Annotated in this window: 13 protein-coding genes and 1 pseudogene; 11 read left to right on the top strand and 3 right to left on the bottom strand. The window is 64.3% G+C overall.

The annotated features are described in order from the left end of the window. The first annotated feature begins 119 nt into the window (after window positions 1–119). From ACT6VE_RS12215 to ACT6VE_RS12200, 4 genes and pseudogenes are all read left to right on the top strand, one after another. Window positions 120–599: a hypothetical protein gene (locus ACT6VE_RS12215; protein WP_444798874.1), complete on the top strand. Its 480-nt coding sequence runs from the start codon at window positions 120–122 to the stop codon at window positions 597–599. A 108-nt stretch (window positions 600–707) separates the two neighbouring features. Then, a complete protein-coding gene (aroC, locus tag ACT6VE_RS12210) occupies window positions 708–1,805 on the top strand; it encodes a chorismate synthase (protein WP_444798873.1) in 1,098 nt (365 codons plus the stop codon). A 9-nt stretch (window positions 1,806–1,814) separates the two neighbouring features. After that, window positions 1,815–2,915, top strand: coding sequence for a 3,4-dihydroxy-2-butanone-4-phosphate synthase (gene ribB / locus ACT6VE_RS12205; protein WP_444798872.1), 1,101 nt, complete (start codon window positions 1,815–1,817; stop codon window positions 2,913–2,915). Between the two features lie 96 nt (window positions 2,916–3,011). Next, window positions 3,012–3,970 (top strand): annotated as a pseudogene (locus tag ACT6VE_RS12200) (hypothetical protein). A gap of 17 nt (window positions 3,971–3,987) precedes the next feature. On the opposite strand, the gene ACT6VE_RS12195 reads toward ACT6VE_RS12200, so the two are convergent. Beyond that, on the bottom strand, window positions 3,988–4,887 hold the full coding sequence (locus ACT6VE_RS12195) for a hypothetical protein (protein ID WP_444798871.1): 900 nt from the start codon (window positions 4,885–4,887) through the stop codon (window positions 3,988–3,990). 102 nt (window positions 4,888–4,989) lie between these two features. Next, window positions 4,990–6,189, bottom strand: a complete 1,200-nt coding sequence (locus ACT6VE_RS12190) for a winged helix-turn-helix domain-containing protein (RefSeq protein ID WP_444798870.1) — start codon at window positions 6,187–6,189, stop codon at window positions 4,990–4,992. Window positions 6,190–6,382: 193 nt separating this feature from the next. Here ACT6VE_RS12190 and ACT6VE_RS12185 point away from each other — a divergent pair, with 193 nt between their 5' ends. Genes ACT6VE_RS12185 through ACT6VE_RS12160 form a run of 6 tightly spaced genes read left to right on the top strand, consistent with a single transcriptional unit; the run spans window position 6,383 to window position 11,317 of the window. Next, the gene (locus ACT6VE_RS12185; protein ID WP_444798869.1) at window positions 6,383–7,063 is read left to right on the top strand and encodes an energy-coupling factor ABC transporter ATP-binding protein; all 681 of its coding nucleotides are present in this window, start codon (window positions 6,383–6,385) and stop codon (window positions 7,061–7,063) included. Next, window positions 7,057–7,662: an energy-coupling factor transporter transmembrane component T family protein gene (locus tag ACT6VE_RS12180; RefSeq protein WP_069059579.1), complete on the top strand. Its 606-nt coding sequence runs from the start codon at window positions 7,057–7,059 to the stop codon at window positions 7,660–7,662. The genes ACT6VE_RS12185 and ACT6VE_RS12180 overlap by 7 nt, the downstream gene beginning before the upstream one ends. Before the next feature lie 36 nt (window positions 7,663–7,698). Beyond that, entirely contained in the window at window positions 7,699–8,262 is a 564-nt protein-coding gene (locus tag ACT6VE_RS12175) for a biotin transporter BioY (protein ID WP_444798868.1), read from the top strand. A gap of 4 nt (window positions 8,263–8,266) precedes the next feature. Next, window positions 8,267–9,754, top strand: coding sequence for a class I adenylate-forming enzyme family protein (locus ACT6VE_RS12170; protein ID WP_444798867.1), 1,488 nt, complete (start codon window positions 8,267–8,269; stop codon window positions 9,752–9,754). Then, complete coding sequence (locus tag ACT6VE_RS12165; protein ID WP_444798866.1) at window positions 9,732–10,925, top strand: thiolase family protein; 1,194 nt, start codon at window positions 9,732–9,734, stop codon at window positions 10,923–10,925. Before ACT6VE_RS12170 ends, ACT6VE_RS12165 begins: the two co-directional genes overlap by 23 nt. Next, on the top strand, window positions 10,922–11,317 hold the full coding sequence (locus tag ACT6VE_RS12160) for a GFA family protein (protein ID WP_444798865.1): 396 nt from the start codon (window positions 10,922–10,924) through the stop codon (window positions 11,315–11,317). The genes ACT6VE_RS12165 and ACT6VE_RS12160 overlap by 4 nt, the downstream gene beginning before the upstream one ends. Here ACT6VE_RS12160 and ACT6VE_RS12155 read toward each other — a convergent pair. Then, on the bottom strand, window positions 11,303–11,704 hold the full coding sequence (locus ACT6VE_RS12155; protein WP_444798864.1) for an acyl-CoA thioesterase: 402 nt from the start codon (window positions 11,702–11,704) through the stop codon (window positions 11,303–11,305). The two genes, ACT6VE_RS12160 and ACT6VE_RS12155, sit on opposite strands and share 15 nt — an antisense overlap. Before the next feature lie 20 nt (window positions 11,705–11,724). Here ACT6VE_RS12155 and ACT6VE_RS12150 point away from each other — a divergent pair, with 20 nt between their 5' ends. Beyond that, entirely contained in the window at window positions 11,725–12,675 is a 951-nt protein-coding gene (locus tag ACT6VE_RS12150) for a zinc-dependent alcohol dehydrogenase family protein (RefSeq protein ID WP_444798863.1), read from the top strand. Window positions 12,676–12,691: the final 16 nt, after the last annotated feature.

Genomic DNA, 12,691 nt, shown 5'->3' with positions numbered 1-12,691 from the left:
AGAGCTTCGTTTATGCCGCCATGCTGATCCTGCCGGCTAAATCCTTTGGTAACCATACGTAAGGATTTCGCGCTATGCTGGAATCGGCATAACGAACCCACAATCTAGGGAAACTCCATATGTTGAATGCGAGCACCATAGGCCCGAACATTATGGCGGAGCTTGATCGGCACAGATCTGGCCCAAAGATTTCAGATTTCTCGAACTGGAGAACTCCACCAGCATCGGCTGTCCGCACTCTCGATGAACTCCCACCGGAGGCTCGAGAGAGTGTGGGTCGCGCAATCGAAAATGCTAAGCGAGTAAGGGCTGGCTTGCACCTCATCCCACCTGACAGGTCGAAGGACTTCACGGACACAAAGATACGCGAGGCAATTGGCAAGGCCGATATCACCGCCCTGAGCGACGAGCAGGTCGAGCAACAAATCGAGCTTTTTGCTCATGTGAGACACAGCGGCCGCACAGAAGAATTCGCATTCTTCGGCAAGAATGGCGACCAGACGACGACGTCGATGACGCAGTTCATCATCTGGCTTCAGGAGCGCCGGGATGCGGAGACCGACGACGGAACCTATTCACCCAACGTTTCGAAGGCGTAGCCCGAGCGGCCGGCTCGCGCAAAAGCCGACATACTGTGCGAAACCCTTGTCCCACCCCTCTCTTTTCCACTAAGAGAGGGACCACTTCTATCGGGTCCGGTTCCGCTCATGTCGCACAACACTTTCGGTCATCTTTTCCGCGTCACCACCTGGGGCGAAAGCCATGGCATCGCGCTTGGCTGCGTGGTGGACGGCTGCCCGCCCGGCATCCGTTTCACGCTGGCCGAAATCCAGGCCTGGCTCGACAAGCGCAAACCCGGCCAGTCGCGTTTCGTGACGCAGCGCCGTGAGGACGACCTCGTCAAGGTGCTCTCCGGCGTGATGATGGACGAGGACGGCGAGACGATGATCACCACCGGCACGCCGGTCTCCATGATGATCGAGAACACCGACCAGCGCTCGAAGGATTACGGCGAGATCGCACGGCAGTATCGCCCCGGTCACGCCGACTACACCTATGACACCAAATACGGCATCCGCGACTATCGCGGTGGCGGCCGCTCCTCCGCCCGCGAGACGGCGGCGCGCGTCGCCGCCGGCGGCCTTGCCCGCAAGGTGGTGCCGGGCCTCACTGTCCGCGCAGCACTGGTGCAGATCGGCAAGCACAAGATCGACCGCAACAACTGGGACTGGAACGAGGTCAACAACAACCCGTTCTTCGCGCCCGACCCCGCCATCGTTCCCGTCTGGGAAGCGTATCTCGACAGCGTCCGCAAGGCCGGCTCCTCCATCGGCGCCGTTGTGGAAGTCGTTGCCGAAGGCGTGCCGGCCGGCATCGGCGCGCCGATCTACGGCAAGCTCGACCAGGACATCGCCTCCCTCCTGATGTCGATCAACGCCGTGAAGGGCGTCGAGATCGGCGACGGGTTTGCCTCCGCCGAACTGAGCGGCGAAGAAAACGCCGACGAGATGCGCATGGGCAATGACGGCAATCCGATCTTCCTGTCCAACCATGCCGGCGGCATCCTGGGCGGCATCTCCACCGGCCAGCCGGTGATTGCGCGCTTTGCCATCAAGCCGACCTCCTCCATTCTCACCGAGCGCCGCTCGATCGACGCCGACGGCAACAATGTCGACCTGCGCACCAAGGGCCGGCACGATCCCTGCGTCGGCATCCGTGCCGTGCCGATCGGCGAGGCCATGGTTGCCTGCGCCGTTGCCGATCACTACTTGCGCGACCGGGGCCAAACCGGCCGTCTTAAATAGGAGCCTGCCATGAGCTACGATCAGAAGCGTGTCGTCGATGCCATCCGCGCCTTCGAGGCCGGCGAAATCGTCGTTGTCATGGATGATGACGGCCGCGAGAACGAGGGCGACCTGATCGTCGCGGCCGTGCATTGCACGCCGGAAAAGATGGCCTTCATTGTGCGCCACACCTCCGGCATCGTCTGCACGCCGATGCCGCGCGAGGAGGCCAAGCGCCTCAACCTCAACGCCATGGTGGCGGAAAACGATTCAGCGCACACCACCGCCTTCACCGTTTCCGTCGATTTCAAGCATGGCACGACCACCGGCATTTCCGCCGACGACCGCACGCTGACGGTGCGCAACCTCGCCAATCCGAATGTTGGTCCGACGGATTTCGTGCGCCCCGGCCACATCTTCCCGCTCGTCGCACGCGAAGGCGGCGTGCTGATGCGCTCCGGCCATACGGAAGCCGCCGTCGATCTCTGCAAGCTCGCCAGCCTGCCGCCGATCGGCGTGATCAGCGAACTCGTCAACGATGACGGCACGGTGATGCGCGGTCCGCAGGTGGCGAGCTTTGCCGAGACGCATGGCCTCAAGCAGGTCTCCGTCGCCGACCTCATCGCCTATCGCCAGCGCAAGGAAACACTGATCGAGCAGGTCGACAGCTTTACCATCGACACGCCCTATGGCCGGGCCAAGGCGATGACCTACAGGCTGCCCTGGGATCCGATGCACCACCTCGCCGTCGTCTTCGGCGACATCCGCGACGGTGTCGACATCCCAGTGCGCCTGCATCTCGAAAATGTCGGCGGCGACGTTTTCGGCGCGGACCGCCAGATCGACGGCATCATGAAGCGCATTGCCGGCGAAGGCCGCGGCGTCATCGTCTATCTGCGCGAGGGCTCGGTTGGCGTCGGTGCCTCGCAGACCGCCCGCAGAAGCAAGCATGAGGGCGAAGGCCACGACGAAGCGCAGGCTCGCGAAAGCGAATGGCTGGAAATCGGTCTCGGCGCGCAGATCCTGAAGGATCTCGGCATCACCTCGATCCGCCTGCTGGCCTCCCGCGAGCGCCACTATGTCGGCCTCGAAGGGTTCGGCATCCAGATCAGCGCGACGGACCTCTGCTGATCGCCTCATAGCGCCCGAATATCCCGCGTCCCCAAAACGTTTGCACTTCACGCGACGATCGGGGATCGCGGGATTTCATTTGGGGGCGATAAGGGCATGTGGGACTTCAGCATCGGCAAGACCATCGGCATTCTGCTGAAGACCATGCCCTTCATGTGACCCGGATGGTGATCTACTTCTCGATCACGCTTGCCTTCATCCTGGCAACGGGGGTGGGTGCCGGCATCGGCTATGGCGTGGGCTCGGTCAGCGATAGCCCGGAATCCTTCGCGGTCTGGGGCGGGTTCTTCGGCATGGGGTTGGTCGGAACGGCCGTCTACTGGGCGCGGGAATGGCTGCTCTACATGGTCAAGACCGCGCATATCGCCGTCATCGTCAAGCTGATCGACGGCGAGGCCCTGCCGGACGGCAAGGGGCAGGTTGCCTACGGCCGCGAGATCGTCACCGCCCGCTTCGGCGAGGCGAACATGCTTTTTGCGCTCGACCAACTCATCAAGGGCGTCATCGCCGCCATCACGGGGCTCATCGGCGGCGTTGCCGCCTTCCTGCCGATCCCGGGCCTCGACGGCATCGCGCGCTTTGCCAATACGGTCATCCGCCTGTCGCTGACCTATGTCGACGAGATCATCCTCGGCTACAACATCCGCACCAAAAGCGACAATGCCTGGGAAAGTTCGCGCCGCGGCCTCGTGCTCTATGCGCAGAACGGGCTGAAGATGGTGAAGAACGCCGTCTGGCTCTCCATCTTCCTGTGGATCCTCTCCATCGGTGTTTTCCTGCTGGCCCTCGCGCCGGCGGCTGCCATCCTCTACGTCTTCCCCGGCGAGATCGCCGGCTACAGCTTCATCATCGCGATCGTCTTCGCCTGGGCCTTCAAGGCGGCAGTGCTGGAGCCCTTCGCGATCACCGCGCTGATGGCCGTATATTTCGAAACGATCCGCGGCCAGGTGCCGGACCCGGAATGGGACGCAAAGCTCGCCGGCGCATCGGAGAAATTCCGGGCGTTGACGGAAAGCGCCAGAGGCGCCTTCGGCGGACGGCCGGTCTCGGCGTAGCCCTTTGTTGGGTGCGGTCAGAACAGATTCAGGCGGCTGAACCGGACGAGCTCAATACCACTGTAAAGCACGCCGCCCGAAACGGTGTAGGTGGTGATTTTCTTTGCTGGAACCGCCGCCGTATCCGGCACATGCGGAAGCTGCCCGAACGTTCGTTCATTGGTGCTGGTGAACACCCTGTCACCCGACATCGAATCCCACCTGAAATCGACCCTCGGCACGCCGGCCGAAAACGCCTGGCCGGCAAAGCAGATTTCCAAGTCCGGTTTTTTGTCTCTTTCGTAGATGTTGATCGCGTGGTCCGCGGTCAGCCCCACGCGCGTCGCACCAAGCCCCGCAGAAAGATATGCGGTGCCGTCGGGATCGATATCCTCCGTGGGCTCGATCTTCACGGGCAACACGCTGTTGGGCATGCTGACGAGACCGTCTTTCAAGTCGTATGCGTATGTCTTGTTGAGGACGGAGTAACCTAGACGCATATGCTGGCGTATCTCAGACGAAGACGGATTTTTAGGATCAGGGAACCAGTAGTCGCAATTCGGCTGGAAGGTACCGCCCGGCTCTCGCGCAACGATGTTCATCACCAGTCTGTAGAGAAAAACCGGCTCAGACCCGTCCGATGTTATGAACGCCTCGAACGACGGAATGTAGTAGTCGGCTCCACCCTTGTTTTCTCCGCTCGTCATGACCGAACGGACGACCTGTATCGGCGTACTCACAATCATCCGTATCGTCGTCGGCTGATAGGATGCCTTCACATAGGCAAAGACCGAAATGACGATGGGGATGAGGGCGAGTATTCCCTTCGGCGTTGCAAGCGACCGGATTCCTTGGAGCAGATGAAAAAAGACACGTCGGAAAACCGCCCCGATGAAGCTTCTCCGGCGCCGGTTTTCCTCCTTCGTCACGTCCTGCAAGCTGCTCTCTCCCGCCCGCGCCTCAATCGATAATTGCAGAAAATATCGGCGATGAGAACAAGCGGCTATCTTTTGCGCGTGCCGACCGGCCGGGGGGCAGAACTAACCTTCGCCCCCGCGCCACCCATCGAGATACCGCACCTCCTCCACGCCCGAGAACTTCGCCAGCCGGGCCAGTTCGGCGTCCAGCTTCTCGAGCCGACCGGCCGAGGCGCGGACCTTCGGTTCCCACCACAGCCGCTTGACGTCGAGCGTGCCGGCCTTGCGGTCGGCCTTCATGTCGATGCGGCCGACGAGGCGGTCGCCTTCGAGCAGCGGGAAGACGTAGTAGCCGTATTGCCGCTTGGGCTCCGGTACGAAGACTTCGATGCGATAGAAATAGCCGAACAGCCGTTCCGTGCGGTTGCGGTCACGGATCAGCGGATCGAAGGGCGAGAGCACGCGTAGTCTTGCGGGCGGCTCGGGGATATCGCCGAGGTTTTGCGGGAAATCGGCAAAGGCATGGGAGGCACGCGGCTTGTCGCCATCCGCCGTCTCGATGGCAACGGGGCGCAACTCGTCGCGGTGCGTTTCCACCCAGGTTTTCGCCTCCTCCGGCGAGATCAGCGCCCAGAAGGCGGCAAGCTCGCCATGGGTGGCAAAGCCCAGCCTTGTCAGCGCGCTGCGGCAGGCCCAGTCGACGAAGGCGTCATGTTCGACATCCGGCTCATGGTGATGCGCCGGCACGACCCGTTCGGTAAGGTCATAGACCTTCTGAAAGTTTTCCCGCCGGGCGATTGCCAGCCTGCCGGTGTGCCAGAGAAATTCGAGCGCCGTCTTGTTCGGATGCCAGTTCCACCAGCCGCCGGACTTGTGCTCGTCCGTCTTCAGATCGCGCGACAGGACGGGGCCGCCGGAGGCGATGCGCTCGTAGGTTTCCTCGAATGTGGCGTCAAAACCCTCGCCCTGCCATCTGCGCCACCGTTCCAGGATCGACGCTTCCTTGCGGCGGAAGCGGTGTTTCCAATAGCGGTAGAATTCACTCGGGATGATGGAGGCATCGTGCGTCCAGTGCTCGAAGAGCTCTCCATCCGTCTCCAGCAGTTCCGTCAGGTGCTCGCGCCGGTATGTCTGGTTGCGCGAGAAGAGGATCTGGTGATGTGCCCGTTCGACGGTGGCGATGCTGTCCACCTGCACGAAGCCGATATCGTGGATGAGCTGCAATAGCCCTGCCTTGCCGAGCAGGCGACCGGGTGGCCCGCTGAGGCCCTGGCGGGCGAGGAAGATGCGCCGGGCCTCGGCATTAGAAAGCAGAATCGTCATGGCTGGATGATAGACACATATTCCTGTTTTGTTCCAATCATTTTCTGTCGGCGGACATCAGGCAGATACGAGCTCCTTCAACATTTTCCGTCGATTGTTCAACATTATTGCAGGCACCGACACAAAAGCGCTTCGCACTTCCCGTGGAATTGCTTATAGGTCCACCACCCATCTGCGAACCGGGACCCCGCTCTTGGACATCGTTTTCTCTGCCGCCACGGTGAGTTATGCCGGACGCACCGCGCTCCAGCCGCTGGATTTACGGCTTGCCGAGCAGCGCATCGGTGTCGTCGGCCTCAACGGTTCCGGCAAGACGACCATGGCACGGCTAATCAACGGCCTCGTCAAACCGACGACCGGCAGGGTGACGGTGGGCGGGCTCGATACGATGGCGGACGAGGTTGCCGCGCGCGGAAAAACCGGCTTCATCTTCCAGAACCCGCAGCACCAGATGATCCTGCCGATCCTCTCGGAAGACATCGCCTTCGGCCTGAAGAATCGCGGCTTCGGCAAGGTCGAGATCGCGGAGAAGACCGAGGCGGTGCTTGCGCGTTTCGGCATTTCGCACCTGGCGCGCCGGCGTGTCCATGAGCTTTCCGGCGGAGAAACGCAGCTTGGCGCCATTGCGAGCGTGCTCGTCACCGGCCCGGAGCTTCTGATCCTCGACGAGCCGACCAACCAGCTCGACCTGAAGAACCGCTCGCTCATCGCGCGCACCATCGAAGGTCTGCCGGAGCAGGTGCTCGTGATCACGCACGACCTTGCGCTGCTCGAAGGCTTCGACCGTGTGCTGGTCTTCCACGAAGGGCGGCTTGCCGCAGACAGCGACCCCGCCGCGGCAATCCGCGCCTACCGGGAAATCGCCGCATGCTGAACGGGCTCGACATCGAGGGCACCTCGCTGCTGCACCGCATGCCCGTGCGCGGCAAGCTGATTGTGCTTTTCGTCGCGGCCATCGTGCTCTTCGTTACCTCGGACCTGCGCCTTCTCGTACCCGCGCTTGTGCTGGCTGCAGGGCTCTATCTGTCGACCGGCATCGGCATCCGGGAAGCAGCGCGGCGCACACGGTTCGTGCTGTTCACGGTGCTGATCGTCGCAGTGGCGAACTATCTCTTTCATTCGCTGCACGAGGCGCTCGTCGTGTTTTGCCGCCTGTCCACGCTGGTGCTGCTGGCCGCCGCCGTCACCGCGACGACGGGCATTTCCGCCTTCATGGACGAGATCACCCGGCTCATCACGCCGCTGGAGCGATTCGGTTTCGTGCGGGCGGCGGATGTCAGCCTTGCCGTCGGCCTCGTCATCCGTTTCGTACCCGAGATTTTTGCGCGCTATCAGGATATCGCCGACGCGCACAGGGCGCGCGGCCTGCCGGTGCGACCGCTTTCCACGCTGACGCCGCTTATCATCCTGACGCTGAAGGATGCGGATACGATCGCCATGGCGATTGACGCCCGCGGTTTTCGGCGGCACTAAATGCCAACCCAATTTTGTCCATCCGGGAACCTCGACATGACCACCAGAGACATCGTCCTCGTCGCCCTCTTCGCCGCGATCATCGTGGTGCTGGGCCTGCTGCCGCCGATCACGCTCGGTTTCATACCGGTGCCGATCACCGCGCAGTCGCTCGGCGTCATGCTGGCCGGCTGCATCCTCGGCGCCAAGCGCGGTGCTGGCGCCGTGCTGCTCGTCCTGCTGCTCGTGGCGATCGGCCTGCCGGTTCTCTCCGGCGGTCGCGGTGGCCTTGCCATTTTCGCAAGCCCGACCGGCGGCTACCTCGTCGGCTGGGTCTTCGGCGCCCTCGTCTGCGGCCTGATCGCCGAGCGCTTCGTTCGGGAAGACCAGGGGGAGCTCACGCAGTTTCTCGCCTTCCTGGGTGCATCCGTCGTCGGCGGCATCGCCGTCGTCTATCTCTTCGGTATTCCGTGGCTCGTCTACATGAGCGGCAAGGCGTTCTTCGAGACGGCCCTCGCATCGCTCGTCTTCATTCCCGGCGACCTCATCAAGGCGTTCGTTGCCATGCTGGCCGGCCGCGCCGTGCTCGCGGGCTATCCGCTCCTGCCGCAGCGCGCCTGAGCCCATGCCGCTTTCCGGCGCACTCGAACAGCACGCCGCCAACCATCCCACGAACCCGGCCTTCCATCTGGAGGACCGGGTTCTCTCCTACCGTGCGCTGACTGCAACGGCACGGCGTCTCTTCGCAGCGTTCTCCAACCTGACGCCTGAAGGCCGCAGTACGATCGGGCCGCAAAACCGGCTCATCGCCATCGCCACCGGTAACCACGCGCTCTTTCCCGCCGCCTTCGCCGCAGCGACGGCCGGCAACAATTGCGCCGCCCTGATCGATCCGCACCTGCCGGAACCGGTTCGCCGCCGGATGATCGAAAAGCTCGATCCCGATCTCATCGTCACCGCAGACGGCCGTGACCTTCTTGCCCGCAGCCCACGCGATGGCAACAGCGCGATCATCGTCGAAGAAGTCTCCCTCGACGCGCCGCCGCTCCCGGAGGGCAATGGCGACGATCCGTTCCTGATCGTCTTCACTTCCGGCACCACCGCCGACCCGAAACCGATCATCCGTGATCGCCGCTCCTGGCGCGCCAGCCTCGCAACCGGTGCCCCCTTCTTCGGCATCGACGCGACGACGAGCACCTGTGCGCCCGGTCCCCTCGCCCACGGACTTGCACTCTACGCAATGACGGAAACGCTGCTTGCCGGCGGTACCTTCCATTCCGCCCGGCATTTCGATGCCGCGGAGGCGCTGAAAACCATCCGGTGCAACGGCGTGCGCCGCCTGGTCCTCGTACCCACGATGCTGCGCCGGCTTTGCGAGAGCGACGGCGCGGAAAGAGTGACGGCGATCACCATTGCCGGCGCCAAATTGACGGCTGCCGACCACGCGCTGTGCAGCAAGACATTTCCAGGGGCTGCGCTTCGCGAATATTACGGGGCCTCGGAGCTCGGCTTCATCACGGCCACCGCGCCGGGCGATCCCGCTTCCTCCACCGCCGTTGGCACGGCGTTTCCCGGCGTTCGGCTCTCCATTCTGGATGGCGCCGGCAAGGCGCTGCCCGCGGGCGAAACCGGCACCATCTTCGTCGAAAGCCCGCTTGTCGCTACCGGCTATCTGGGTGCGGGCGATGGCGCGGGACTTGCCCGTTTCGGCAGCCTTGCCACCGTGGGCGACCTTGGATTTCTCGAGGCGGACGGCAGGCTGCATCTCCTCGGCCGCTCCGGCGGCATGGTCCTTTCGGGCGGCAACAATATCTATCCGTCCGAAGTGGAAGCAGCGCTCCTCGGCCTGCCGCATGTTCGCGCCGCCCATGTCTTCGGTGTCGAACATGCCGATCTCGGCAGCGAGCTGGTCGCCGTCATCGAACCGGGCGGAGCGGGCCTGACGCCGGACGGCCTGGCGGCGGCAATGGCCGAGGTGCTGCCACGCTACAAGCAGCCGCGCCGTCTCTGGCTTTGCCGCGCCATGCCGGTGACGCCCTCCGGCAAGGTCGAGGCGAAGACGGTGCGGCAGTGGGTGGTGGAGGGCAGCAATGCGCTCGAACGGCTCTTCTGACCCCAGCCGCATTCCCGTCATCGCCGCGGCGTTTCGCACGCCGATCGGCCGCGTCAACGGTTCGCTTTCGGCTATCGAGCCGGCGAGCCTTGCCGCGCCGCTCATACGCCGCATCCTCACAGACACCGGTCTTGCGCCCGAGGCCGTGGACGACGTGATCCTCGGCAATGCCGCCAACAGTGCGGGCAATCTCGCCCGCCTCGCCGCGCTGGAGGCGGGCCTGCCGGTCAGCGTGCCTGGCATGACGGTGGACCGGCAATGCGGCTCGGGGCTGGAGGCAATCGCGCTGGCGGCCCGGCTCGTGCAGGCGGGCGCCGGCCGCTTCTACCTTGCCGGCGGCACGGAGAGCAGCAGCCGGGCGCATTTGCGCTTTCGCCCGTCCACCACGCCCGACGGTGAACCGGAGCCGGTGCGCCGCGCCCGCATGGCGCCGGATACCGTCGGCGATCCGGACATGGGCATCGCCGCCGAGAATGTCGCTGCACACGCCGGCATCAACCGCGCGCGGCAGGATGCCTTCGCGCTGGAAAGCCACCGCCGCGCCGTCGCGGCCGCAAAGACAGGCCAGTTTGACGGCGAGATCGTACCGGTCGAGACGCCCTCCGGCATGGTCTCCCGCGACGAATGCCCGCGTGAAAACACCTCGCTGGAAAAGTTGGCCGCGCTCAAACCCGTCTTTCGGCCTGACGGCACCGTGACGGCTGGCAATGCCTGCCCGGTGAATGATGGCGCATCGGTCGTTCTGGTCACCTCGCTTGCCGAGGCGCGCAATCTAGGCCTGTCGGTTCTGCTGGAGATCGTCGACAGCGCGGTCGCGGGCGTCGACCCCAACCTGCTCGGCCTCGGGCCGGTGCCGGCGATGCAAAAACTCGTTGCGCGCAATCCGGGGCTCGACGTCGCGGCAATCCCGTTCATCGAATTCAACGAGGCCTTTGCCTCGCAGGTGCTGGCAAGCCTTGACGCGCTCGGGGTCGATCCCGCGACTGTCAACCGCGGCGGTGGCGCGCTGGCGCTCGGCCATCCCTATGGCGCGTCCGGCGCGATCCTCGTCACACGGCTTTTCGCGCAGATGCGGGCGGCCGATGCGGGGACCTTGGCGCTCGCCATGATGGGCATCGGCGGCGGCATGGGCATTGCGACTTTGTTTCAAAAAACGGGAGGAACGATTTGAGCGACAAGATTTATTCCGGCGGCTGCCTGTGCGGCGCCGTCCGTTTCGAGGCGACGGGACCGGCGGAAAAGCCGCATACCTGCTCCTGCCGCTTCTGCCAGCAGCATACCGGCGCGCCGACCGCCGCCTGGGTGGAGTTTCCCGCAGAGCGCCTGCAATGGACGGGTACCGGCGGAACACCCTCGACCTGGCGCTCCTCCGACTATTCCAGCCGCGCCTTCTGCCCGGCCTGCGGCAGTTCCATCGGCGCGATCGACGACGAACCGGTCGTGGCGCTGCTCATCGGCGGCTTCGACGATCCGGCCGATCCGGCGCTGGCGCCGCAATACCATTCATTCGAGGATTGCCGGCCGGGTTGGCTGCAGGTCGAGACGGCGTCAGGCGAGGAATGATTTCAGCCAGTCGCGCACCGGCTGCGGCACATTGACGGGCTGGCGGGTCGCCGGATCGACGGCGACCCAGACAATCTCCAGATCGGCGACCGGAGCGCCCTCGCAGGACATTGCGACGGCGAAGCTCAGCGAGGTCGCGCCGATGCGCGCGACCGAGACCTTCAGGCGGGCGAGATCGTCGAGCCGGAGGCCACGGTGGAAGGTGCAGCCGGATTTGCGCACGAAATAGACCGGATCGTTCGCACCGCCCGGCCGGTGTCGCCAGAGGCCGGCGACGGCGGCTTCGGCATGGGCGTAGTAAGCGGCATTGTGCATATGCCCGTGCATGTCTATATCGCGGAAGGGTATCCTGATATCGCTCACCGTGATGTCTGCCGTCTGTTCCACGTCGACCCCCGGGATAAACCATGCTTCGTGCCGTTGTTAGAGCGTTCGGCGATCCCCGGCAAGTGATCGGCCTCGAAGAGACGGAGCGGTCCGCACCCGGCCCCGGCGAGATGGAGATCCGTATCCTGCGCGCGGCCATCAACCCCTCCGACCTCATTCCCGTCACCGGCGCCTATCGCAGCCGCACCGCCCTGCCCTTCGTGCCCGGTTTCGAAGGTGTCGGCGAAATCGTTGGGCTTGGCGAGGGCGTCATCGACCTTGCGCCCGGCCAGCGCGTGCTGCCGATCGGTGCGAGCGGGCTGTGGCAGAACTATCTCGTCCGCCCGGCTGAGCGGTGTTTTGCGGTGCCCGACGATCTTTCCGACGACCAGGCGGCCATGGCCTATGTCAATCCGCTGACGGCCTTCCAGCTGGTCGATGCCGTGCAGGCGCATTTCGGCAGCGCGCGCGGCCAGCGCATCGGTGTCACCGCCGCCGCCTCGGCGATCGGCAAGATGCTGCTGGTGCTGCTGGCGGAGGCCGGTTTTCAGCCCGTCGCCCTCGTGCGCAGCGCCGCGACCGCGACACGGCTGCAGGAAAGCTTTTCGGGCGATGTCGTCGTGCAATCCTCACCGCCGCTCGACGCGGTTCTCGATGCTGTCGGCGGAGAGCTCGGCAATGCGCTGTTCCGGCACATCCGCCCCGGTGGTGCCTTCATCCAGTATGGTGCGCTCTCCGGCCTGCAACTCGATCCGATGCTGGTTGCCGAGCGCCGTGAAGCCGTCGCCTTCTCCTTCCTCTGGCTACGCAACTGGGTGCATTCCGCCCCGCGCGCCGAGATCGAGGCGGCCTTTGCACGCAGCTTTGCCGGCATCCGCGCCGGTGTGCTCGGTTCCGCCGTCGACAGGGTTTTCGCCTTGTCCGCGCTTGCCGCAGCGCTTGCCCGGCAGGACGATCCGGCGCGCAGCGGAAAACTGCTCCTTGCGCCGTGACGGTTGAAAAGGGTGG

This window comes from Shinella sp., assembly GCF_052438155.1.
Classification (GTDB): Bacteria; Pseudomonadota; Alphaproteobacteria; order Rhizobiales; family Rhizobiaceae; genus Shinella.
This window is presented reverse-complemented; position numbering and strand designations above follow the sequence as displayed.